The following is a 23787-nucleotide window of genomic DNA, read 5'->3' on the forward strand; positions in this document are numbered from 1 at the left end:
GTGATGATAATTAGTAAGTTGACTTACAATTCGTCAGCGTCCCAGGAAGGTCAATTAAGAAAGTATGTCTACTTATCGTTTTTTGCTATAAAGAGCGGAACCGCGAGGAAGAGTGATGACGGAAGAGAGCGGCAGTACCTGGAGCGCCATGATGCCGGGACATCTGATCAGGCGCCTGCACCAGATATCGACCCAGGTTTTTGCGCGGAGGATCCGCGAGGCGGGGTCAGACCTGACACCCGTCCAGTTCGCCGCTCTGGACGCCATTCATCAACAGCCGGGCGCCGACCAGGCCAGCCTCGCACATTCCATCGCCAAGGACCGCGCAACTGTGGGTGCGGTCGTTGACCGCATGGAGCAGAAAGGACTGCTGACGCGCGTTGTCAGCGATCAGGACAAGCGCGCCCGAGAATTGACGCTGACCGACGAAGGCCGCCGTGCGCTTAAAGTGCTGATGCCGGTCGTCGCCGATCTGCAAAAAGAGATTCTCGCAGGGCTGAGCGAGGACGAGTACCGTCAGTTCATCGCACTCGCGGCCAAGGCCGCCCGGTCGGGTGAACCCGTGAACGGGGATTGACGTCCGGTCGAAACGGCGATGGCCCGCCCGGTTGTCCAGGCGGGCCATCTTTTTGTCTGCGGTGCGCGCCGGATCCTTGTTCCCCGTCGCGGTGCCTGTCTCAGTTACCCTTCAGGGCCTCGACGAAGGCGCTTGCCTCGAGCCCCTGGGCATCGGCGTCGGCAACGATCTTGTCGACGACCGCGCTGCTGGCGGCGTTGAACTTGGCGGCTTCTTCCGGCGCCAGCGTGATGACTTCCTTGCCATCGGTGGCTGCGAAGTCCGACAACGCCTTGCCGGCAACCGAGAGCCATGCCTTGTTGCCGTTGACTGCAGCGGTGCGGCCCGCATCCAGCACGATTTTCTGCTGGTCTTCGGTCAGGTCCCGGAAGCTGTCCCGGTTCATGATCAGGAAGAAGTCGGACATCGTGGTGTTCATGCCTTGCGTGATGTACTTGGTGACTTCGGCAAGCTTGAACGAAGTGAGCGCCGTCGCGTCGATCATCGCGCCGTCGATAACGCCGGTCTGCATCGCATTGTAGATTTCCGTCGCCGGCATCGAGACCGGTGTGGCACCCCAGGCCTCGACGACGAGACCGGCATTGCGCGACGGTACACGTATCTTCAGCCCCTTCAGATCATCCAGGCTGCGGATCGGTTTTTCACCCGTAAACAGCAGATTGGGCGCGTTGTTCCACAATCCGAGCAGGACCACGCGCTTGTATTCGTCCGACAGCTTGTCGAGATTGGCGAGCATGCGCTCCGTACCGTTGTCGGCGGTGATCACGCCCGGCAATTCGGCCAGGAGCGTCTTGGGGAAATTCGCCGCCGTGTATCCCGGAAGACCGAAGAAGATGTCGGCGACGCCTTCGAGCGCCCGGTTATACTGCTCGGCCGGTCCCGGACCGATCTCCCCGCCCATGTAGAGCGTAACCGTCACCGCGCCACCCGTTTTCTCGGCGATGGTGGCGGCAAACGGCTTGTAGGTGGAATCGACCACGAAGTGGGTCGGCGGCTGGAAGTCGGCGAGCTTGAGATCTCCGGCGGATGCAACGGATGCAGCCAGCGTGAACGCCGCTGCCAGTGCAGCCTTGAGTGTCTTCAGTTTCATCCTGTATTCCTCCATTTTGGGATGACTGAACGTAGCCAGACCAGCTCTGCAGGTTCTGGCCATTGAACCGGCGTAACCACACCCGGGTGGCATGTGAGCCTATGAGCCCTCCAACCTTCATGCGGCTCACCCGAACATCGTGTTAGGCAGGAACAGAGCAATCCCGGGTATCGCGATAACCAGCAGCAGGCCGACGATCATGGCGAGAAGGAACGGCGCGACACCGCGGAAGATGGTTGTCAGCGGCACGTCCCCCGCCACAGCCCGGACCACGAAAACGTTCAGCCCGACGGGGGGCGTGATCATGCCCATTTCGATAACGATCACGGCAACGACGCCGAACCAGACGGGATCGAAGCCAAGTGCCGTGATGACCGGAAAGACGATCGGGATCGTGATGACAAGCATGGACAAGCCGTCCATGAACATGCCCAGCACAATATAGGCGAGGATGATGACGAAGAGCGTGCCATAGGCACCGAGACCGAGTGCGCCAAGTCCGTCGCCAAGCGTTGCCGGGATGCGGGTCACAGCAAAGAACGGATTGAGTACATTGGCGCCGATGACGATCGCATAGAGCATGGCCGAGGTACTGAGCGTGCTCATCACCGCTTCGCGGAACTCTATCAAAGACAGGCGCCGCTTGATGACGGCGAGCAGAATCACCAGCGCTGCGCCGACGCCTGAGGCCTCGACGGGCGTGAAGATGCCCGCATAGATGCCGCCGATGGAGAGCACAATGACCAGAAGAAGCGGCGCGGCCTCCCACAAAATCCGGAAGCGATCAGAAAGTGCAATGGACTCACCCCGCGGACCGGCCCTGGGGTCGAGGAACGAGATGACCCAGACCGTGGTCATGAACAGGACAGTCAACAGCAGTCCCGGTACAACGCCGGCCATGAAAAGCCGGCCGATCGATTGCTCGGTGAGGATGGCGTAGAGGACGAAACCGGTCGAGGGCGGTATGAGAAAGCCAAGCGTACCGCCCGCCGCAATCGCTCCGGTGGACAGCCCCGGCGCATAGCTGAGGCGGCGCATTTCAGGCAGCGCTACCTTGCCGAGCGTCACGGCGGTGGCAACGGAAGAACCAGAGACCGCAGCGAAGACTGCACAGCCGAGCACCGAGGCCGAGGCCAGACCACCCCTGAACTGGCCAACCCAGGCGAAGGCCGCGTCATAGAGGCCGCGGCTGAAGCCCGCCGCCGATGACACATTGCCCAAAAGCACGAACATCGGCACGACGATGAGATTGTAGCTGGCTATGGCCGAATAGCTTTCCGTCAGCAGGACGCCGCCGGCGCTGCGCGCCCCTTCGAGGACCCAATAGCCGCCGAAACCGACGATCAACATGGAGAAGGCAACAGGGACACGAACGATAAGAAGAGCAAACAGGCAGGCTATACCCACAAAGCCGGCAGCGAAAGGCGTCATTACTTTGCCCCCTGTACAAGAAGGACAACGAGTTGCATGGCAAAGACACACACACACAGCGCCGCACCGGCAGCGAGGATGCTGTAGAATGGCCAGATCGGCATGCGCAGCATGTTGGTAGCATCCCCCCACTCCAGCGCATCGAGCGCCTTCAGGGCGGCGCGCTGCGCCAGGATGGCCATGACGAACCCCGACAGGCAGTGGGCGGCAATGTCGCCGATGAACCGGCCCCATCTGCCGAGAATGCGATCGAAGACATCGACGGCGACATGTTCGCGCCTGACGGTGCAGTAGGGAAGGGATGCCATGATCAGGGCGACGGCGGTCAATTGCACGAATTCGTTGACGCCCAGGATTGGAATGCCCAGGACGTAGCGCGTAACGACACCCATGGTGACGATGACGACAATCGCCAAGAGACAGATGGCGCCAACCACAGCCAGATGGAAGGCTGCCTTCCCGAACCGGGCCGGCCAGATATCAATGGCGTCACGCATCGTTTCGCAAGGCCCCCGCGCAACCGGCTTCGCAGTGGCGCCGTTGGGTTGACCGGGATGGACCTGCCGCAACCCAGCAGGTCCATCCCTTTGTCAGCAGGTTCATAATCGCCGGCACCATTCGACCTCCCATTCAAATTGCGCACGAAGCCCTGTCGGCCTCATGGCTTCAGACTATTGGAAAAAGATCCTGATTAGCCAATTCAAAGGCGGCGGCCTTGAATTAGTTCAGGCTATAGCGCTTCCTCTTCAACGCTGTCGCGCAGCAACCTCAGAAGCAGTTCCTGGGCTTTGGTGGGAGCCCAGCTGGCACGATAGGTCAGCCCGATCTGGCGCACCTTCCACCCGGCATCGACCGCGATTTCCGTGACCAATCCCTTGGATATTTCCGCGCGCGCCTGCGCACTGGAAATGCAGCCGAGATGATCACTGTTGTCGAGGACTTCCCGCATGAACAGGATCGAGCCAGCCTCGATGATGCTTTCCGGCTGGCCAACACCGGCGAAGAAGGCGTCGAACTGGTCGCGGGCGGGCGTACCCTGACGGGGGACCACCCATGCGCAATCCCTGAGCTCCGCCAGACTGACATCGTCCCGGCCCGCCAGTGGATGATGGTTTCCGGCCAGCACCGTGAGCTTGTCCGCAAACAGCGGCTCCTGAACGATGTCGCCAATCGGTGCAGGCACCCTCAGCGCCCCTACGATCATGTCGATTTCACCCCGCCTCAGCCCGCCCAGCAATTCGTCATAGAGTCCGTCCATGATCAGCACGCCATGGTAAGGACGCTGTTGACGGAAGCGCACAAGCGTCCGGGGCAACAGCACGGAGCGCGACAGTGGCAACGCGCCTATGACAATGCGGCCCGCATCCCCTCCGTCGAGCTCGGCGAGATCAGACTCAAGCTGATCCAGTTCGCGAAAGGCGAGCATCACCGCCTGAACCAGAGTGCGCGTCGCGCGCCCGGCAATCGAGCCGAACGCAGTGCGCTCGAACAGATTGCGGCCAGCCTCCTGCTCGAGTTGCGAGATGGCCCGATGCACGGTAGGTTGGGCGAGGCCCAGTCTGCGGGCGGCAAGCGTGAAATTCTGGGTCTCGTGGACCGCGACCAAAGCCTGCAGCTGCGCCGTGGTGGCGGTCAGCCGGAGCCTCGGCGAGATATCGGAGAGCGCCGGATCGAGAAGCGCGAAGGCACGCTGCACCCGGTTGGCAAGAACCTCACCGCGCGGCGTGGTAAAGAACCCCTGCCGGGTGCGGTCGAAAAGCAGTCCACCGGCCTCGTTCTCCAGCTTACCGATCGCCTGCGTGACTGCGGGTTGCGATACATGGCAGGCCTCCGCCGACTGGCTCAGCGAACCGGTGCTGGCGACCCACAGATACAGACGGAGATGGCGGAGATTGCGGGAAATCACGTGCGGTCCAGCACAGTCTGGAGGCGGGCGCCGAGGTCAGCGGGACCTGGATCTGCTTGCAGCCTGCCGATCTCTTTCTGCCATTGGGCGGTGGCAGCACTCATTGCCCCGGAAATGCCGAGTTCCTGGAGCGTCAGTGTTACCTCCCGCATTTCCGCCGCCCGGCGCATGCCGTGCACCATCATACGTTCCAGGTTATAGGTACCACGGCGGCGCCATTCGAGTGCAGGGTCAGACGCCTCGAGCGAGGCAATGACGCTTTCTCTCACGCCAGCCCGCTGCGCGGCCAGGAAACATTCCGCCGTCAGCGCTTCGAGGCCCTTGACCATCACCGACCTGATCATCTTGATCGACGACGCCTGCCCAACTTCGCTTCCCGCAATCTCGGGGCGCATGTCAAGCGATTGTAGCGCAGCGACCGCCTCTTCGGCATGCGGACCGGACACCAGCATCGGGACGTGATGGCGCTTGGGGTGAACCGGTGCCATGATCGCCACATCGACATAGCGGCCGCCGGCCTTCTCGATGATCTCCGCCGCACTGCGTTTTGTGCCCGGTGCGCAGGAATTGCAGTCGAACCAGAAGGTGCCGGCAGTAATGCCACTGGCGGCAGCATGCGCCGCGCTCAGCGCCTGATCGGCGGTGACCACACAGAAGACGGCGTCCACGCCGGTAAGCGCCTGCTGCAGCGTTTCGCAGCCAAAGACGTCATGCGACACGTATCGTGCCCTCATCGCCGCTCCCGCATCACTATCGAAAGCGGAAACCTTACGGGGGCGCCGCTCTCCCCAGCCGGAAACAAATGCCATGGCAGCCTCACCGAAACCGATGAATGCAAGCTGCTGAATCTTGCCGCAATTGCTTTTCATGCCGATCTCCAACCCTCTCCGCAGAATGGTAATCAGCATCCGGTTTTGCCAGTCATCATAGCCTGAACTTATGCCAGGGCACAGGCTTTCGAATTGTCTGAACAGGCGGCGGCATGGAATGTCTCAGGCAACGAAGACCAAGGAGAGAGTACATGTCAGCCAAGAAAACCGCCCTCGTGGTTTCTGCCCATGCTGCGGATTTCGTCTGGCGCTGCGGCGGCGCCATCGCCCTTCATGCGTCCACAGGTTATGAGGTGACCGTCGTCTGCCTGTCCTTCGGCGAGCGCGGTGAGTCCGCCAAGCTCTGGAAGCAGCCCGGCATGACGCTGGATGCCGTCAAGCAGGCCCGCCGCGCAGAAGCAGAGAAAGCCGCGGAAGTGCTTGGCGTCCACGATCTCATCTGCCTGGATCTCGGCGATTATCCGCTGGAGCTTTCCCGCGACGACAAGAACCGCCTGGTTGATGTCATTCGCAAGGTTCAGCCCTCTTTCATGTTGTCGCATTCACAATACGATCCCTACAACACAGATCACATGTACGCCACGCAGGTGGCGCTGGAGTGCCGGATGATCGCTCAGGCCTGGGGGCACAATCCGGGCGAAAAGGTGCTTGGCGCGCCGCAGCTCTACCTGTTCGAACCACACCAGACCGAGCAGATGGGCTGGAAGCCGGACACCTTTCTCGACATCACCCCCGTGTGGGAGAAGAAACGCGCCGCGATTGAGTGCATGGAAGGCCAGGAGCATCTGTGGGAATACTACACCCGGGTCGCCATCAATCGCGCCAACCACTTCAAGCGAAATTCGGGCGGCCAGGCGGGTGGGCGCGATTGCAAATATGCCGAGGGCTTCCAGTCCATTTTCCCCCGCACGGTCGATGAACTCTGATCGGAACTTCGGGAGGATACGATGACGGAACCCTGCTTGGATCTTGCCCATCTTGCGCATGTCGAGATGTACACCGACCGCTTCGAGGAAAGTCTCGATTTCTTCACGCGGGTTTACGGGCTGAAGCTGTCCGGCATGGACGAGACTTCCGCATATCTGCGCGCTTGGGATGACTATGAATTCCATTCGCTGAAGCTCACGCGCCACCATACTACCGGCGTCGGGCATATCGCCTATCGTGCCTCGTCGCAGGTTGCCCTGATGCGCCGTGTCAAGGCGATCGAGGAGAGTAAATACAAGGTGATCGGCTGGGTCGACGGCGACCGGGGCCACGGCAGGGCCTTCCGCTTCGAGGACCCGTTCGGCCATGTCTTCGAAATCTACTGGGATACCGTGTGGTATGAGGCGCAGGAGGAGGCAGAGAAGGCAGCGCTGAAAAACACCGCATCTGCCTTCACGGGCGCGGCCCCACGCCGGATCGACCACCTCAATCTCCTGTCCGAAAACGTCACGGAGTTTCGCGACTTCATGGAAACCTGCCTCGGCAGCCGCGTGACCGAAATGATCCAGCTCGACAACGGCCGGCTCGGCGGTTGCTGGTTCACGATCAACAACAAGACCTATGATCTCGCCTGCACGGAAGAGCATGGCGGCGGCCAGGGGCGGCTGCACCATGTCACCTATGCGACCGACCAGCGCGAGGACATACTGCGCGCCGCGGATATCTTCCTGCAGAACGGCGTCCACATCGAAACGGGCCCGCACAAGCATGCCGTCCAGGGCACCTTCTTCCTCTATATCTGGGAGCCGGCGGGAAACCGCGTCGAGCTTGCCAATTCCGGTGCGCGGCTCATCCTCGCTCCCGACTGGAAGCCGGTCGTCTGGACGGAAAAAGACCGCAAAAAGGGTCAGGCCTGGGGGCTCAAGACCATTGAGACATTCCACACTCACGGTACGCCACCGGTGGACAAGAAAGGACATTGAGCCATGGCCGTCGTTGTTCAGAACATCGCTCGCGCCGATCAATCGATCATCGAAAGGCTCGCGGCAGCCGGCGTTGCCACCGTTCATGAGGCGCAGGGCCGTAAGGGCATGCTCGCAAGCTATATGCGGCCGATCTATTCCGGCGCACAGATCGCCGGTTCCGCCGTCACCATTTCCGCACCTCCCGGCGACAACTGGATGGTTCACGTGGCAATCGAGCAGCTGAAGGCAGGCGACATTTTGGTGCTGGCCCCGACATCGCCGTGCGATAACGGCTATTTCGGCGACCTGCTGGCGACCTCGGCCATGGCCCGGGGCTGCCGTGGCCTCGTCATTGATGCTGGTGTGCGTGATATTCGCGACCTGACGTCGATGGGCTTCCCGGTGTGGTCGAAGGCAATCTCGGCTCAGGGGACGGTGAAGGAAACGCTCGGCTCGGTCAACGTGCCGATCGTCTGCGCCGGCGCGCAGGTAAATCCGGGCGACATCATCGTCGCCGATGATGACGGGGTCTGCGTCGTCCCGCACAAGGAGGCAGGCACGGTGCTCACCGCTGCCGAAACGCGGATGGCGGCAGAAGACGCCAAGCGTAAACGGCTGGCCGCGGGCGAACTTGGGCTCGATATCTACGATATGCGCGCCCGGCTCGCCGGGAAGGGCCTGAAATATGTATGAGGACGGCATTCCCTGCCTGTGGATGCGCGGCGGCACTTCCAAGGGAGCCTATTTTCTCGCCCAGGATCTGCCCTCCGATTCCAAGGCGCGAAACAGCCTTCTGCTCAAAATCATGGGTTCGCCAGATCCTCGCCAGATCGACGGCATCGGCGGCGGCGATCCTCTTACCTCCAAGGTCGCCATCCTGTCGCCTCCAAGCCGCACAGACGCGGATGTCGACTATCTGTTTCTGCAGGTATTCGTGGATCAGGCACTCGTCAGTGATGCGCAGGCATGCGGCAATATCCTCGCCGGCGTCGGCCCGGCCGCAATCGAACTCGGCCTTGTCCCGGCAGCCGGCGACGAAACGCAGGTGCGCATCCACATGGTCAACAGCGGTGAGATCGCTCTTGCCCGCATCCAGACACCTGGCGGTCAGGTCAGCTATGCCGGCAGCACCCGGATTGCTGGCGTTCCCGGTGCCCATGCGGCTGTGCAACTGCTCTTCCTCAATATTACTGGCTCGATGTGCGGTTCACTTCTGCCGACCGGTAACACGATAGACGTTATCGATGGCGTCGACTGCACACTGATCGACAATGGCATGCCATGCGTGATCATGCGTGCCGCCGATTTTGGCCTGTCCGGCAAGGAAGCACGTGACGAGCTCGAGGCCATGACCGAAATCAAGGAGCGGATCGAGGCCATCCGCCTGAAGGCCGGGCCGATGATGAACCTCGGCGACGTCGAAAAGGCATCCGTGCCGAAGATGACGCTGGTTTCCGCGCCAGACCAAGGCGGTGCCATCGCCACGCGCAGCTTCATTCCGCATCGCGTCCATGCCTCCGTCGGTGTGTTTGCCGCCATCACCATAGCAACAGCGACGCGGCTTGCTGGAAGCCCGGCGGCCGAGTTTTGCCATTCGCCTGCCGACGGCCGCTACCGCATCGAACATCCGACTGGCGACATGGAGATCTTCCTCGACATTGCCGAGAACGGGACGATCCGTGGTGCCGGAAACATCCGGACGGCCCGCAAGCTCTTCAGCGGCAGGGTGTTTGCATAGGCGGAAGGACAACTTTTAGCGCGAGGATCATAGAAATGGGGGATGAATCTTGTGCCTTGATCCGGGTTTCGAGGTGTTCGGCTTGCGATAATGCACCGCATTAACCCATGCGCTTCATCAGCGTCGCAACGTGAAGCACTCAGCCCCTGCAGCATCCGGCTGCCCGCGAACGGGAACTCCATGTGCAGCCTGCCGGTCCGGTGCCTCAGCCGGATACCGGGATCTGGCGCCGCCCAGGGCTTTCAGCAGACGCTGCCCCGGCTGTTCAGATCAACCGAGGCACCTCTAATCGTGCCACACGATTCACGTGAAACAGTCTCGTGAAACAGCAAAGGGGCCCGCGCGGCCCCTTTGTCATGTGCGCTGCTGAACGCGCTGCATCCGGTCAGTTGCTGATTTTCTCGTTGGGATAGACGCCGAAGAGCCTGACCTGCTCCACCCAGCCGTCATACCCACGGCCTTGAACGCGGCACCAGGTGCCATTGCAGGACTTGATGTCCGTCAGCACCTTGGGCGCCAGATAGGCCCTGATGGCCGCCTCCGGACGCGGCTCCACATACAGCGGCGTATTCTCGCTTTGCTCCCAGGGCGTCACGAGCGCCGTCCGGCGCGACGAGAGCAGGGTGTGGAACAGCCAGCCTTCCTTGCCTTCCCAGTCGCGCACCCGGCGCCAGTTCTCGAATTCCTGCGTGATTTCCACCGGCAGCCCGCCCTGAACATAAGTCCAGGCCACCTCATGCTCGCGCGAGGGGCCCATGCGCACATTGGCCCGGTCAGACTTGATGCTGACGAAACGGGGAAGCGGCAGGCCGGTGGAGCCGGTCTGGGCGGTCTGCGCCAGAACCTGCGGCGCAACGAGCATCAGCGCCGCGGCAGCGGCGGCCAGCTGCCGGAGTTTGCGGGCTATCGTGCCAGACAGGGTTTGATCAAACCGGGTCATGCCGTCCTCATTCACCTCTTCTGCATTCCCTTTAGCGAAAGCCACCCCCCGTGGCCAGATGCAGCGGTGCGGTTTTGTCCCTCAAATGCCGCCTGCGGCCTTCGGCACCCGACCAAGGTCGATACTGGCCGAAGGGCTGGTCCCCTTGTTTCTCGCAGGCCATCTGATAAGGAAAACAGGAGCGAACCGCCATGCGGGGATACCGCATGGTGAGAACCTAGGTCCGTTAGGGTTAAAGCACCCTCAACGCAACGCAGAAGGCTAGTGGCATGGGCAAGAAGAAGCCTTTGGTTGTCGTGACTCGCAAGCTTCCCGATGTGGTCGAGACGCGGATGCGAGAGCTGTTCGAAACCCGCCTCAACGAAAGCGACCGGCCGATGACGCAGGCGGAGCTCGTGGAGGCCGTGCGAACGGCCGATGTGCTGGTGCCCACCGTGACGGACCGGATTGACGCTGCCGTTCTGTCCCAGGCCGGGCCAAGCCTCAAGCTCATCGCCAACTTCGGCAATGGCGTCGACAACATCGACGTGGTCAGCGCCAACAACCGCGGCATCAACGTCACCAACACGCCGGGGGTGCTGACCGAAGACACCGCCGACATGACCATGGCGCTGATCCTTGCCGTGCCGCGCCGGATCGCGGAAGGCATGAAGGTGATGGAGAAAGGTGAGTGGACCGGCTGGTCGCCCACCTGGATGATGGGCCGCCGCATCTGGGGCAAGCGCCTTGGCATCATCGGCATGGGCCGGATTGGCCAGGCCGTTGCCCGCCGCGCCAAGGCCTTCGGCATGTCGATCCACTATCACAACCGCCGCCGCCTCCATTCGGACATCGAGGATGCGCTGGAAGCGACCTACTGGGACAGCCTCGACCAGATGCTGGCGCGCATGGATGTTGTATCCGTCCACTGCCCGCACACCCCCGGCACCTTCCATCTGCTTTCAGCCCGCCGCCTGAAGCTGATGAAAAAAGACGCCTATGTGGTGAACACGGCCCGTGGCGAGGTGATCGACGAGACCGCGCTGATCCGCCAGCTGGAGTCCGGCGATCTGGCCGGTGCCGGTCTCGACGTGTTCGAGCACGAGCCTGCCGTGAACCCGAAGCTGGCGCAGATGCCGAACGTGCTGCTGCTGCCGCATATGGGTTCGGCCACCATAGAGGGCCGTATCGAAATGGGCGAGAAGGTCATCATCAACATCAAGACCTTCATGGACGGCCACCGCCCGCCCGACCGCGTGCTGCCGTCGATGCTCTGAGGAGCGGTCGAGGATCTGAAAAGAGGCCGGAGGGGATGATCTCCGGCCTTTTTGTTGGGTGGTTCGTTGCCGGTATCCGGAGTGCTGAGGGGAAAAGTGAACACGGGCCCATCAGCTTTCTTCATGCCATGGCTCGCCCCTGGCATCCATTCCCTTGCCGCACACGCACAGAAACATGAAATGCGGCGCGAAGGAAAACCTTTATTTTTTAAAGGTCTGACTCGCCGTTGGCGTCACGGCATGGATGCCATGATCAAGTCATGGCATGACGGAGAGACAAGAGAGACGCCTGCGCAAGGCACAACTCTCCAGCCCCTTATTCCCCCGCAGGCTCGTATTTTTTCCAGAGGGCGCTCTCGCCCATCTTGGCGATGAAAGCCGCGTGGGCGGCCTTTTCATCCTCTGTCAGCCGTGGTGCCAGCGGCTGGGGCCGGGGGCGGGCAGGCGCTGCCACCAGCGGGCCGCCGGAGGTATCGTCAGAACTGCCGGACTTGCGTTCCGCCTCATCCATGAGCCCCAGCGCCGTCTGGCGGCCGCCCAGCAGCTCCAGATAGACTTCCGCCAGCAGCTCACTGTCGAGAAGCGCGCCGTGCTTGGTGCGGCGGGAATTGTCGATGCCGAAACGAGAGCACAGCGCATCCAGCGAATAGGGGCCAGAGGAAAACTTCCGCCGCGCCATAGCCAGCGTATCAAGCACCTGACTCTGCGGGATCGGCGGGCGGCCGAGCCGCCCCAGCTCCATGTTGATGAAACCCATGTCGAACGAAGCGTTGTGGATCACCAGCGTGGCGTCACCAACGAAGGCGAGAAAGTCATCCGCGATTTCCGCAAACTTCGGCTTGTCCGAAAGGAACTCGGTAGAAAGGCCGTGAACGGCGAAGGCGCCCTCCGGCACGTCCCGCTCCGGGTTGATGTAGACGTGGAAGGTACGGCCTGTGGCGACATGATTGATCAGTTCCACACCGCCGATTTCCACCAGCCGGTCGCCGCTTCGCGGGTCAAGGCCCGTGGTTTCGGTATCGAAGGCAATCTCGCGCATGGCTGTCTGTCATCCTGATGCACCGGCATCCGCCAGTATTCCGGACGAGTGTGGGAACGGACGGGGCAGGGCGCAAGGCTTTCCTCGGCTTTTCCCCGGCCGCTTGGCCGTTTGCCCTGAGGCTTTTTCGCTCAGGCTTTCCCGGAGAGCGCGCGGATGACCGAACGGACCGCCCGGCGCGCCGGTTCGAGGCCGGAACCGGTCTCAATGATGAAATGCGACCGGCGGCGTTTGTCCGCATCCGGCATCTGGCGGGCGAGGATGGCATCGAGCCGCTGCACCGTCATGCCGGGGCGGGCGAGGGCCCGCTCACGTTGAACCTCTGCGGGGGCAGACACGACCACCACCGCATCCATCCGCCTTTCGCCGCCGGTCTCGAACAGCAGCGGAATATCCAGCACCACCATGCGGCGGCCTTCCGCCCTTGCCCTGGAAAGAAAACTCGCTTCGGCCTCATGCACCAGCGGATGAATGATGGCTTCCAGTCTTGCAATGGCTTCCTGCTTGCCGAGCACGGCCTCACCAAGGCGTGTGCGGTCCACCTTGCCCTCTGCCGTGGTGCCGGGAAAGGCGGCCTCGATCAGCGGCACGGCGCGCCCGGCGTAGAGCGCATGCACGGCGGCATCAGCGTCATGCACCGGCACGCCGGCCTCGGCGAACATCTTCGCGGTGGCCGACTTACCCATGGCGATGGACCCGGTGAGGCCGAGACGGATCATTCCGTGACACCCAGATCCTTGAGTATGAGGCTGCGCAGCTCCGCATCCACCTCCGGCCGGATGCCGAACCAGCGCTCGAAGCCATAGACCGCCTGATGCAGCAGCATGCCGAGGCCATCCACTGTGGGATTGCCGCGTTGCGCCGCAGCCTTCAGCAGATCCGTCCGCAGCGGCGAATAAACCGCATCCGTCACCAGCGCCTTGCCGGGCAGGGGGGCAAGATCGATTTCCAGCGGCGGCTTGCCGGTCATGCCCAGTGATGTGGTGTTGACGAGGACAGAAGCTTGTCCAAGCACTGTCCCCAGCTTGTCCCACCCATGAGCCACAACAGCGGATCCGAAATGACCAGCAAGAATGCTGGCCTTTTCCTCGGTTCTGTTGACAACATGAACTTGTGTGAAGCCTCGCGACAGCAGCGCCCAGATGACCGCACGGGCCGCGCCGCCCGCGCCCAGAACCACGGCCGTGCCGCCGGCCTTGTCCCAGCCCGGGGCCCACTGGTCGAGATTGCCCAGGAACCCGAGCCCGTCGGTGTTGGCGCCCATCAGGCGGCCATCTTCCAGCCAGAGCGTGTTGACGGCGCCCATGGCCTCGGCAGCCGGGTCCAGCCAATCGCAAAGCCCGGCTACCAGCTCCTTGTGCGGCACGGTGACATTGGCGCCGGTGAGGCCAGCGGCGGCAAGATCCCGGTAGAAGGCTTCAGCTCTCTCAGGCTCGACGCCCACCCGGATATATTCTCCCTCAAGCCCGTGCTTCTTCAGCCAGTAGCTGTGAACGAGGGGCGAACGGGAATGGGTGACGGGCCAGCCGGTGATGGCGGCGCGGCGGATGGCAGTCATGGGTGAATTTCTCCCTTCTCCCGCAGGAATCCAAGAAGGGGCAGCAGCGGCAGCCCGAGAATAGTGAAATAATCGCCCTCGATCCGGTCGAACAGACGGATACCAAGGCCTTCCAGCTGATAGCAGCCGACGCTCGACAGGGCCGCAGACCCGGCCATCGCCAGATAGGCATCAAGCTCCGTATCGCTCAAGACGCGCATCTGCAGGCAGGCGGTGGAAATATGGCTCCAGAGCACCTCGCCGCCTTTCGCCACAACCACGGACGAATGCAGCTCATGCGTCTTGCCGGCGAGCAGCGCCAGCTGGGCGCGGGCGGCGGCAAGATCAGCGGGCTTGGTGAAGCGGGTGGAGCCGAGCCCCAGCACCTGATCGGCGCCGATCACCAGATCACCGGGGCGGCGCAGCGCCACATCCAGCGCCTTGGCCTTGCCGAGAACAAGGGCGATTTCCTGCGGTTCGGCACCGGCTTCCAGCAGCGGGCGCTCGATCTCGCGCTCGTCCACGCCGGCCGGATCGACGGCAAAATCAAGCCCTGCATTGCGCAGAAGCGTCGCGCGGATGCTGCTGCCGCTGGCCAGAACAAGGGTCATATGGGGAATTCCTCCAGGCTTTCCGTCTTGATCTTGGAGTTTGTCAGGGAGAAGTGGGCACCGGTTTTCCCGAAAAGACAAACGAAAACAAAGAAACCAGTCTCAGTCAGGCTCTGATTGACCCAGGCTGAGGCTAGAAGCCGCCGCTTCCCGGGCTGTCTGACGATGGTCCCGGAACAGCTCCATGATCTCGGCTGCAGTCTCTTCAATGGAGCGGCGCGTCACATCAATCAAGGGCCAGCCCTGTTCGACGCAAAGCCGGCGGGTCGCGGCAATCTCGCGGGCAATCTCCCGCCGGTCCACATAGGTGTCACCGTAACCGTCGGCATTCAGGGACAACACCCGGTTCTGGCGGATCTGCTGGATCCGCTCGGGCGAAGCGATGAGGCCGACGACCAGCGGATAGCGGAGGCCGAGAAGCTGGTCCGGCAGGGGAATGCCGGGAACAATCGGCACGTTGGCGCATTTGATTCCACGGTTGGCGAGATAGATGCAGGTGGGTGTCTTGGAAGTGCGCGAAATGCCGACAAGAACGATATCGGCCTCTTCCAGCTTTCCGGCGATCTGCCCGTCGTCATGCATCATGGTGTAGTTCAGCGCGTCGATCCGCTTGAAATATTCCGCATCCAGCGCGTGCTGGCCGCCGATCCGCCGGGTCAGCGGCACATTAAGATAGGCCTGGAAGACGGCAAAGACCGGGTCGAGGATGTTGACGAAGGGCACCCCGATCTCGCGGCAGAACCGTTCCAGACGGCCGGAAATCTCCGGATCGACGAGAGTATAGAGCACAATCCCCGGAGCGGACTCGATCTGAGCCGTCACCCGGTCCAGCTGTTTGTGGCTGCGCACCAGCGGATAGAGATGCTCGATAGACTGCACATCGTCATACTGGACCGTCGCCGCCCGGGCGACCGTCATCAGCGTTTCGCCGGTCGAATCGGACACGAGATGGAGGTGAAAGTAATGTGTCGACTTTCCCACAACAAAACCTCACCGCTGTTGACGGGCGGGGACAAATCACCCTTGTGGCCCCTGGAGGCCAAAATTTATGCCCGCAGGCTTTGTCTTCTTAACAGAGCGTAAATTTCCGGCAACCGGCGCCGAAACGGTTTCCCGCACATGTGGATTAACATGGACTGACTCGTTGCCGGCAGGTTATCCACTCATGCCCAATTCCTTAAGAGATCCTTAAAAAATGGCCATGCCTCTGATTTCATTCAGGTAACAGGTTCCGTACAATTTTAATAAAATCTGTTGTCCAGAAACTGCGGCGTTTTCTCCCGGCGCGAAAATGACCTGAACCGATTGTGGACAACGAATGATCCCGGTAATCCACTCACAAGAATAAGAAACAGATTCAAATCAATCAGAGACTCCCTTTATAGGGGCCTGCCTGGGATAAAGGACAAATCCATGAAGTCATCCGACCGTGCCGTCATGAGGGTGCTCGCAGGCGAACGCCTGTGGCCGCCCCCCATCTGGATGATGCGGCAGGCTGGACGCTATCTCCCGGAGTACCGGGAGGTCAGGGCGAAGGCGAAGAACTTCCTCGATTTCTGCTACAATCCGGATCTGGCAACCGAAGTCACACTTCAGCCGATCCGCCGCTATGGCTTTGATGCATCGATCCTGTTCTCGGACATCTTCGTCGTTCCCGATGCCATCGGCTATCCGGTACGCTTTGAAGAAGGACGTGGTCCTGTGCTTGAGCCCTTGAGCAAAGCGATCCTTGATAAGCTGGACCAGTCACGGGCAGACAAGCATCTCGATCCGGTGATCGAGACTGTAACGCGGCTGCGCCGCGAGCTCCCTGAGGAGACAACGCTCCTTGGTTTCTGCGGTGCCCCATGGACCGTTGCCTGCTATTCGGTCGCCGGACATACGACACAGGACCAGACGGCAGCGCGTGTGGGTGCCTACCGCAATCCGGCCCTGATGCAGCGGTTCATCGATCAGCTGGTGACCGCCTCGATCCGTTATCTGATCCGCCAGCTCGATGCAGGCGCCGATGCAGTCCAGATTTTTGACACCTGGGCCGGGGTTCTGGATGAGGAAGGCTTCCGCAGGTGGTCTATTGAGCCTACCAGAGCGATCGTCGAGGGTGTGAAGGGTGCCCGCCCCGGCGCCCGCATCATCGGCTTCCCGAAGGCCTCTTCGGCCCGTCTGGAGGCATATGTGGCCGGCACGGGCGTGGATGCGGTGGGTCTGGACTGGACCGCACCCGTTCATGTGGCTCAGGCGATCCAGAAAAAGGTTCCGGTGCAGGGCAATCTGGATCCGATGCGGCTCGTGGCCGGCGGGGCCGCTCTTGATGACGGCATCACCCACGTTCTGAAGGTGCTGGGGCAGGGGCCGCTGATCTTCAATCTCGGCCATGGCGTAACACCTGAAACCGATCCGGCGCATGTGGCGCGTATGGTCGAACGCGTCCGTCAGGGCTGAGGAGGATAAAATGGATCTCTATCTCTGGCTCAAGTCGCTGCATGTCATCTCGATCATCGCCTGGATGGCCGGGATGCTCTATCTGCCGCGGCTCTTCGTCTATCACTGCAGCGCCGAACCGGGATCGGCCCAGTCGGAGACCTTCAAGGTGATGGAACGCCGGCTGCTGAAGGCAATCATCAACCCGGCGATGATCGCATCCTGGATCTTCGGACTGTGGCTTGCCTATGAAATCAATGCCTTCAGGGACGGCTGGTTCCATGCGAAGCTGACGCTGGTTCTGCTGATGAGCGGTGCCCATGGGTATCTGGCAGGACGGGTGAAGGTATTCGCACGTGACGAAAACACAAAGCCTGCGAAGTTCTACCGGATCCTCAATGAAGTGCCGACGGTTCTGATGATCCTTATCGTCATTCTTGTGATTGGTAAGCCATTCTGACATGTCTGCGCCGTTCTGACGCAGCGGATACAATCGATTTGACCGGCCCCGCGAGAGCAAAAGGCTCTTGCGGGGTTTCGTTTTAAGAGTTATGGTCCGCGTCAACTTCACGTAAGGTGCGCCGAGGCTCAAATCCCGGATACACCACTGCCGAAGCAAAGCCGGTTATCCCCTCGACCGGTCTTCCGTGACAGTCTCCACTTCTGTTTCCGTTTTCCCATTCCAGAATCAGAAGCATCTTTTCACATACCCACCCTCCAACAGAGATTGATCCCTATTGATGCGGGAAATGAAACTCAAAGACCTCAAAGAGAAGACACCCACCGAGCTGCTGGCCTTCGCCGAAGAGCTCGAAGTCGAGAACGCCAGCACAATGCGCAAGCAGGAGCTGATGTTCGCCATCCTCAAGCGGCTTGCAGCCCAGGATGTTGAGATCATCGGCGAAGGTGTTGTTGAAGTACTCCAGGACGGCTTCGGCTTTCTCCGTTCGCCCGACGCAAATTACCTGCCGGGCCCCGACGACATTTATGTTTCCCCCTCGCAGATCCGGCGTTTCTCGCTTCGCACCGGCGATACGGTCGAAGGCCAGATCCGCAGCCCGAAAGAGGGTGAGCGCTATTTTGCGCTTCTCAAGGTCAATACGATCAATTTTGAAGATCCGGAAAAGACCCGCCATAAGGTGCATTTCGACAATCTGACGCCGCTCTATCCCGATGAGCGCTTCAAGATGGAAGTCGCCGACGCAGCGACCAAGGATCTGTCTTCCCGCATCATCGATCTGGTGGCACCGCTCGGCAAGGGCCAGCGCGCCCTGATCACCGCGCCGCCGCGCACCGGCAAGACGGTGTTCCTGCAGAACATTGCCAAGTCCATCACCACGAACCACCCCGAATGCTATCTCATCGTTCTCTTGATCGATGAGCGTCCCGAAGAAGTGACGGACATGCAGCGCACCGTGAAGGGTGAAGTGGTGTCCTCCACCTTCGACGAGCCGGCCGCCCGCCACGTGCAGGTGGCCGAAATGGTCATCGAGAAGGCCAAGCGCCTGGTGGAGCATGGCCGCGATGTGGTCATTCTTCTCGACTCCATCACCCGCCTTGGCCGTGCCTACAACACCGTCGTGCCGTCCTCCGGCAAGGTGCTGACCGGTGGTGTGGACGCCAACGCCCTGCAGCGCCCGAAGCGCTTCTTCGGCGCCGCGCGTAACATCGAAGAGGGTGGTTCGCTCACCATCATTGCCACCGCGCTGATTGACACCGGCAGCCGCATGGACGAAGTGATCTTCGAAGAGTTCAAGGGCACGGGTAACTCCGAAATCATCCTGGACCGCAAGATCTCCGACAAGCGCGTTTATCCGGCGATCGACATCCAGAGGTCCGGCACCCGCAAGGAAGAGCTGCTGGTGCCGCCGGAGCGTCTCAAGAAGACCTTCGTCCTGCGCCGCATTCTCAACCCGATGGGCACAGTCGATGCGGTTGAGTTCCTGCTCGACAAGCTGAAACAGACCAAGTCGAACGATGATTTCTTCGACAGCATGAACACCTGATCCGATTCGGATACGGTTCATTCAAACCCCCGGCAGGCAACGGCCGGGGGTTTTTGTTTGAGCCTATGGATTCGGTTTCGTATCAATCAGTTTCGGGTAGGAGAACAGCTATGATCATCGAAACGGAACGGCTGGTGTTGCGGCCCTGGCGGGATGAAGATCTTGAACCCTTTGCCGCGCTCTGCGGCGACCCGCAGGTCATGCGCTATTTCTTGAAACCGCTGACCCTTGAGGAGACCGCAGCCCTGATCGCCCGTGCGAGGGAGAAAGAAGCCGCGGACGGCTTCTGCTTCCGGCCGGTGGAATGCAAGGCGGATGGGACCCTCGTCGGCATGGTCGGACTGTCGCGTCCTGTGTTTCCAGAGCCAGTGCCGTTCACGCCCTGTGTCGAGATCGGCTGGCGTCTGGCCCGGCACGCATGGGGGCAGGGCTATGCCAGCGAGGCAGCGGGAAGCTGGCTTCGATTCGGATTTGAAACGCTTCAGCTGAACGAGATCGTGGCCTTCACCACCGTGACGAACACGCCATCGCGCAAGGTGATGCAGCGGCTGGGCATGAGCCATGATCCGGCAGATGACTTCGATCATCCGTCCGTACCAGAGGACCATCCCCTTAGGCCGCATGTGCTCTACCGGCTTTCTCGGGAGAACTGGAAGGCTTTTGGAGCGGAACATGTTTCACGTTGATTCACGTGAAACACCCCGGCGGATGCGGGGAGAAAATGAATCGGGTCCGTATTGAAGGTCATCGACCCCATCGTCACCGTCCCGGCCCAAGCCTGGGATGACGATTGAGGGATGAGGTACATTTGATCCTGCTCATTTGAATCGGATGCGGATTGATTGGGTGGTTCCCCCTTTGCAGGGAAGGGCGAAGCAGGTATGGGCCTTGGCATGGATTTTCAGCTGCCAAGGCTTCTCTCATGCAGGACACAATCTTTGCCCTTTCCAGCGGTACGCTTCCTTCCGGCGTCGCCGTGATCCGCTTGAGCGGGCCGTCAGCCTTTGATGCTCTTGGCTCTCTGTGCAGCTCCATGCCGCAGCCGCGTCAGGCAGCTCTGAGGGTGCTGCGGGATCCGCAGACACAGGAGCCGCTGGATCAGGCGCTGGTGCTGACCTTTCCCGGTCCGGCCAGCTTCACCGGTGAGGACGTTGTCGAGCTTCAGTGCCATGGGGGCCGCGCAGTGGTGGCAGCTGTTCTTAAGTCGCTAGGGGACCTGCCCGGCATGCGGCCTGCCGAACCCGGTGAGTTCACCCGCCGGGCCTTCGAGAAGGGCAGGCTGGATCTTACCGAAGTGGAGGGCCTGGCCGATCTCATCGCTGCCGAGACCGAGGCACAGCGGCGGCAGGCGTTCCGGCAGATGGATGGGGCGCTGGGGCGGCTCTATGAGGGCTGGCGTAAGCGGCTCGTCCACATGCGGGCGATGATCGAGGCAGACTTCGATTTTGCCGATGAAGAGGACGTGCCTGGCAGTGTGGCAGACACGGTCTGGGGTGAAGCTGCCATTCTGAAGCGCGAAGTGGCAGATCATTTGAATCGGTCCCGTTCCGGCGAGCGGCTGCGCGATGGTCTGCTGGTGGTGCTGATGGGGGCGCCGAATGCCGGCAAGTCGAGCCTCCTGAATGCCATAGCCGGACGGGAAGTGGCCATCGTCACCGAAGAGGCCGGCACGACACGGGACGTCATCGAGGTGCATCTCGACCTTGATGGGTATCCCGTGACGCTTGCCGACACGGCCGGCCTGCGCAGCGGGGCAGGGCGGGTGGAGCAGGAAGGCATCCGCCGGGCGATGGAGAAGGGCCGGGCGGCAGACCTGATCCTCTGGGCGGTGGAGCCGGGTGGTCCTCTGCCGGAGGATGAAGGGCAAGGGCTGCCGGAGGCAATCCGCACTGAATCGGTTCCGGTCTGGATCATCTCCACCAAGGCAGATCTTGAGACTCCTACGAAACGAAACTTTTCCGGAACGATGCTGTATTTTCCTGTATCTGTTACCAAAGGCACCGGTCTTGATAACCTTTTTAAGGCCCTTGGACGTTTTGCTTCTGATATGTTCGGAAGCGGTGAGGTGGCACTCGCGACCCGCGAACGGCACCGTCATTATCTCACTGATTGCCTAGGTGCCCTGCAGGATGCGGTGAGCCGGGATCATCTTCCGGCTGAGCTCCGGGCGGAAGACCTGCGCCGGGCCGCTGATGCGCTGGGGCGGATCACCGGCCGGATCGATGTGGAAGATCTTCTGGATGTGATTTTCCGGGAATTCTGCATCGGCAAGTGAGGCGAGGTGTTTCACGTGAATCTGGTTCGGCTCCGGTTTCGAAGAATGGATCTGCCTGTTTCACGTGAATCATCTCTCCTCCGGAATGTGTCTTGAGGGTGTTTCACGTGAATCATATCTGAGGCGTGATGAATGTTTCACGTGAATCCGTTCCGGTCTCGCCTGCGTGATTCACGTGAAATGGCTTTGACCCCTGACAGGTGATTTCCGTATAAGGAAGTCAGTTTGGCCGGTCTGTTTTCTGGTGGTTCCTTGTGAGGGGTCTCGGGTGCTGGCTGTGATTTTCTCTTGTCTGGTGATCGGCGCTGGCGGGTGCAGTCATGTGCCCGTCCGGGATCGGGATTTGAATGGCGATGGATCAGTCTCTGACCTTTGATGTGGTGGTGATCGGTGGCGGGCATGCGGGCTGTGAGGCAGTTGCGGCTGCGGCGCGCATGGGTGCGCGCACGGCCCTGGTGACGCACAAGTTCGAAACCATCGGTGTCATGTCCTGTAACCCGGCGATTGGTGGTCTCGGTAAGGGGCATCTCGTCCGCGAGATTGACGCGCTGGATGGTCTGATGGGCCGGGTTGCCGACAGGGCAGGGATCCAGTTCCGGCTGCTGAACCGGCGCAAGGGGCCTGCGGTGCGTGGTCCCCGGGCTCAGGCAGACCGTAAGCTCTACCGGGCGGCGATGCAGGAAGAGATCCGGGTGATGCCGAACCTGACCGTCGTCGAAGGTGAGGCGCATGGCCTAGAGACTGCGGATGGCCGTGTCTCGGCAGTGACACTGGCGGATGGCCGCCGGATCGTTTGTGGTGCGGTGGTGCTGACGACCGGCACCTTCCTGCGCGGGCTCATTCATATCGGTGACCGCAAGATCCCGGCGGGCCGGGTGGGCGAGCAGCCCGCGATGGGTCTTTCCGCTTCGCTGGAAGCCCTCGGCTTTGCACTCGGCCGCCTGAAGACAGGGACGCCCGCCCGCCTCGATGGCCGTACCATTGACTGGGCGCGGCTGGAAGAGCAGCCGGGTGATGACGAGCCGGTGCCGTTCTCGACGCTGACAACGGCGATCACCACGCCGCAGGTGCCGTGCCATATCACCCGCACCACGGAAGAGACGCATCGCATCATCCGCGAGAACCTTCACCGCTCGGCCATGTATTCTGGCGAGATCAAGGGCAGGGGGCCGCGCTACTGTCCGTCCATCGAGGACAAGATCGTCCGTTTCGGTGACCGGGATGGGCATCAGATTTTTCTGGAGCCGGAGGGGCTGGATGATCACACGATCTATCCGAACGGCATTTCCACCTCGCTGCCGGAAGATGCCCAGCATGCCTTCCTGCGCAGCATCCCCGGTCTGGAAAAGGTCGAGGTGCTGCAGACCGGTTATGCCATAGAATATGACCATGTGGACCCGCGCGAGCTGAAGACGACGCTGGAAGCCAAGCGCTGCAAGGGGCTGTTCCTGGCCGGTCAGATCAATGGCACCACCGGCTATGAAGAGGCGGGGGCGCAGGGCTTGCTCGCCGGTCTCAATGCCGCGCTTGTGGCATCGGGCGGCTCGCGCGATTTCGTGGTGGACCGGGGGCAGGGCTATATCGGCGTAATGGTCGATGATCTCGTCACCCGCGGCATCACGGAGCCCTACCGCATGTTCACCTCGCGGGCGGAATACCGTTTGTCCCTGCGTGCCGACAATGCGGACCAGCGGCTGACGCCGGCCGGTCTGGATCTGGGCTGCATCGGCAGTGACCGGCGTGAGGTCTTTGATGCAAAGCTCGGTAAGCTTGAGGCGGCCCGCGAGCTGATGCAGGGTCTGACCGTAACCCCGTCGCAAGCGGCAAAACATGGCTTGCCGGTCAATCAGGATGGGGTGCGGCGCAGTGCCTTCGATCTGCTGGCCTATCCGGACATGACCATTGACCGGCTCTTCGGCGTGTGGCCGGAGCTGGCAGGTGTCGAACCCGCCATTGCCGAACAGGTGGCGACGGACGCGCTCTACTCGGTCTATCTCGACCGGCAGGCTTCCGACATTGCTGCCCTGCGCCGGGATGAGGCGCTGGCCATTCCGGAGGACTTTGATTTCTCCGCGCTCGCCGGTCTGTCTAATGAAGTGCGGCAGAAGCTGGAACTGGTGCGGCCCGGAACAATGGGGCAGGCGGCGCGCATGGATGGCATGACGCCTGCCGCGCTGACACTGCTTCTGTCTCAAGTGAAGCGGCATGAACGCCGCGGCGCCGCCTGAGGGGCCTGTG

At 61.4% G+C, this 23787-nt stretch carries 23 protein-coding genes; 12 read left to right on the top strand and 11 right to left on the bottom strand.

Annotation, left to right across the window (positions count from 1 at the left end; translation table 11 throughout):
* Nucleotides 1-115 precede the first annotated feature (115 nt).
* On the top strand, nucleotides 116-577 hold the full coding sequence (locus ASC48_RS05070; RefSeq protein ID WP_055454688.1) for a MarR family winged helix-turn-helix transcriptional regulator: 462 nt from the start codon (nucleotides 116-118) through the stop codon (nucleotides 575-577).
* Nucleotides 578-677: 100 nt separating this feature from the next.
* Here ASC48_RS05070 and ASC48_RS05075 read toward each other — a convergent pair whose 3' ends face one another.
* The 5 genes from ASC48_RS05075 to ASC48_RS05095 form a co-directional block, all read right to left on the bottom strand.
* On the bottom strand, nucleotides 678-1667 hold the full coding sequence (locus tag ASC48_RS05075) for a TRAP transporter substrate-binding protein (RefSeq protein ID WP_055454689.1): 990 nt from the start codon (nucleotides 1665-1667) through the stop codon (nucleotides 678-680).
* A 126-nt stretch (nucleotides 1668-1793) separates the two neighbouring features.
* Nucleotides 1794-3098 carry a TRAP transporter large permease gene (locus ASC48_RS05080; protein ID WP_055454690.1) on the bottom strand — a complete coding sequence of 435 codons (1305 nt, stop codon included), beginning with the start codon at nucleotides 3096-3098 and terminating at the stop codon, nucleotides 1794-1796.
* Nucleotides 3098-3595, bottom strand: coding sequence for a TRAP transporter small permease (locus tag ASC48_RS05085; protein WP_055454691.1), 498 nt, complete (start codon nucleotides 3593-3595; stop codon nucleotides 3098-3100). The genes ASC48_RS05080 and ASC48_RS05085 overlap by 1 nt, the downstream gene beginning before the upstream one ends.
* Nucleotides 3596-3828: 233 nt before the next feature.
* Nucleotides 3829-5004, bottom strand: coding sequence for a LysR family transcriptional regulator (locus ASC48_RS05090; protein ID WP_055454692.1), 1176 nt, complete (start codon nucleotides 5002-5004; stop codon nucleotides 3829-3831).
* A complete protein-coding gene (locus ASC48_RS05095) occupies nucleotides 5001-5912 on the bottom strand; it encodes an NAD(P)-dependent oxidoreductase (RefSeq protein WP_244270004.1) in 912 nt (303 codons plus the stop codon). Before ASC48_RS05095 ends, ASC48_RS05090 begins: the two co-directional genes overlap by 4 nt.
* A gap of 113 nt (nucleotides 5913-6025) precedes the next feature.
* On the opposite strand from ASC48_RS05095, the gene ASC48_RS05100 reads away from it, so the two are divergent.
* From ASC48_RS05100 to ASC48_RS05115, 4 genes are read left to right on the top strand one after another with little or no spacing between them, the layout of a single operon-like run.
* Nucleotides 6026-6760: a PIG-L deacetylase family protein gene (locus ASC48_RS05100; protein ID WP_055454693.1), complete on the top strand. Its 735-nt coding sequence runs from the start codon at nucleotides 6026-6028 to the stop codon at nucleotides 6758-6760.
* Nucleotides 6761-6781: 21 nt separating this feature from the next.
* On the top strand, nucleotides 6782-7744 hold the full coding sequence (locus ASC48_RS05105) for a VOC family protein (protein ID WP_055454694.1): 963 nt from the start codon (nucleotides 6782-6784) through the stop codon (nucleotides 7742-7744).
* A 3-nt stretch (nucleotides 7745-7747) separates the two neighbouring features.
* The gene (locus tag ASC48_RS05110; RefSeq protein WP_055454695.1) at nucleotides 7748-8419 is read left to right on the top strand and encodes a 4-carboxy-4-hydroxy-2-oxoadipate aldolase/oxaloacetate decarboxylase; all 672 of its coding nucleotides are present in this window, start codon (nucleotides 7748-7750) and stop codon (nucleotides 8417-8419) included.
* Complete coding sequence (locus ASC48_RS05115) at nucleotides 8412-9464, top strand: 4-oxalomesaconate tautomerase (protein WP_055454696.1); 1053 nt, start codon at nucleotides 8412-8414, stop codon at nucleotides 9462-9464. Before ASC48_RS05110 ends, ASC48_RS05115 begins: the two co-directional genes overlap by 8 nt.
* Before the next feature lie 385 nt (nucleotides 9465-9849).
* Here the strand turns inward: ASC48_RS05115 and ASC48_RS05120 are convergent, their stop codons facing one another.
* Nucleotides 9850-10404, bottom strand: coding sequence for an SH3 domain-containing protein (locus ASC48_RS05120; RefSeq protein WP_055454697.1), 555 nt, complete (start codon nucleotides 10402-10404; stop codon nucleotides 9850-9852).
* A 269-nt stretch (nucleotides 10405-10673) separates the two neighbouring features.
* Here ASC48_RS05120 and ASC48_RS05125 point away from each other — a divergent pair, with 269 nt between their 5' ends.
* Complete coding sequence (locus ASC48_RS05125; RefSeq protein WP_055454698.1) at nucleotides 10674-11660, top strand: 2-hydroxyacid dehydrogenase; 987 nt, start codon at nucleotides 10674-10676, stop codon at nucleotides 11658-11660.
* Nucleotides 11661-11976: 316 nt separating this feature from the next.
* Here ASC48_RS05125 and dnaQ read toward each other — a convergent pair whose 3' ends face one another.
* The 5 genes from dnaQ to ASC48_RS05150 form a co-directional block, all read right to left on the bottom strand.
* Complete coding sequence (gene dnaQ, locus ASC48_RS05130; RefSeq protein WP_055454699.1) at nucleotides 11977-12699, bottom strand: DNA polymerase III subunit epsilon; 723 nt, start codon at nucleotides 12697-12699, stop codon at nucleotides 11977-11979.
* Between the two features lie 131 nt (nucleotides 12700-12830).
* On the bottom strand, nucleotides 12831-13418 hold the full coding sequence (gene coaE / locus ASC48_RS05135; RefSeq protein WP_055454700.1) for a dephospho-CoA kinase: 588 nt from the start codon (nucleotides 13416-13418) through the stop codon (nucleotides 12831-12833).
* The gene (locus ASC48_RS05140; RefSeq protein ID WP_208975536.1) at nucleotides 13415-14257 is read right to left on the bottom strand and encodes a shikimate dehydrogenase; all 843 of its coding nucleotides are present in this window, start codon (nucleotides 14255-14257) and stop codon (nucleotides 13415-13417) included. The genes coaE and ASC48_RS05140 overlap by 4 nt, the downstream gene beginning before the upstream one ends.
* Nucleotides 14254-14847 carry a Maf family protein gene (locus ASC48_RS05145; protein ID WP_055454701.1) on the bottom strand — a complete coding sequence of 198 codons (594 nt, stop codon included), beginning with the start codon at nucleotides 14845-14847 and terminating at the stop codon, nucleotides 14254-14256. The genes ASC48_RS05140 and ASC48_RS05145 overlap by 4 nt, the downstream gene beginning before the upstream one ends.
* Before the next feature lie 102 nt (nucleotides 14848-14949).
* The gene (locus tag ASC48_RS05150) at nucleotides 14950-15828 is read right to left on the bottom strand and encodes a pyruvate, water dikinase regulatory protein (RefSeq protein WP_072242529.1); all 879 of its coding nucleotides are present in this window, start codon (nucleotides 15826-15828) and stop codon (nucleotides 14950-14952) included.
* A gap of 432 nt (nucleotides 15829-16260) precedes the next feature.
* Here ASC48_RS05150 and hemE point away from each other — a divergent pair, with 432 nt between their 5' ends.
* From hemE to mnmG, 6 genes are all read left to right on the top strand, one after another.
* Nucleotides 16261-17289 carry a uroporphyrinogen decarboxylase gene (hemE, locus tag ASC48_RS05155; RefSeq protein WP_055454702.1) on the top strand — a complete coding sequence of 343 codons (1029 nt, stop codon included), beginning with the start codon at nucleotides 16261-16263 and terminating at the stop codon, nucleotides 17287-17289.
* 10 nt (nucleotides 17290-17299) lie between these two features.
* Nucleotides 17300-17728, top strand: coding sequence for a protoporphyrinogen oxidase HemJ (gene hemJ / locus ASC48_RS05160; RefSeq protein WP_019964308.1), 429 nt, complete (start codon nucleotides 17300-17302; stop codon nucleotides 17726-17728).
* 280 nt (nucleotides 17729-18008) lie between these two features.
* Nucleotides 18009-19274, top strand: coding sequence for a transcription termination factor Rho (rho, locus tag ASC48_RS05165; RefSeq protein WP_055454703.1), 1266 nt, complete (start codon nucleotides 18009-18011; stop codon nucleotides 19272-19274).
* 110 nt (nucleotides 19275-19384) lie between these two features.
* The gene (locus tag ASC48_RS05170) at nucleotides 19385-19960 is read left to right on the top strand and encodes a GNAT family N-acetyltransferase (protein ID WP_055454704.1); all 576 of its coding nucleotides are present in this window, start codon (nucleotides 19385-19387) and stop codon (nucleotides 19958-19960) included.
* A 236-nt stretch (nucleotides 19961-20196) separates the two neighbouring features.
* Complete coding sequence (mnmE, locus tag ASC48_RS05175) at nucleotides 20197-21549, top strand: tRNA uridine-5-carboxymethylaminomethyl(34) synthesis GTPase MnmE (protein WP_055454705.1); 1353 nt, start codon at nucleotides 20197-20199, stop codon at nucleotides 21547-21549.
* Between the two features lie 347 nt (nucleotides 21550-21896).
* Complete coding sequence (gene mnmG / locus ASC48_RS05180) at nucleotides 21897-23777, top strand: tRNA uridine-5-carboxymethylaminomethyl(34) synthesis enzyme MnmG (protein ID WP_055454706.1); 1881 nt, start codon at nucleotides 21897-21899, stop codon at nucleotides 23775-23777.
* Nucleotides 23778-23787: the final 10 nt, after the last annotated feature.

The organism is Pannonibacter indicus, from assembly GCF_001418225.1.
Taxonomy (GTDB): domain Bacteria; phylum Pseudomonadota; class Alphaproteobacteria; order Rhizobiales; family Stappiaceae; genus Pannonibacter; species Pannonibacter indicus.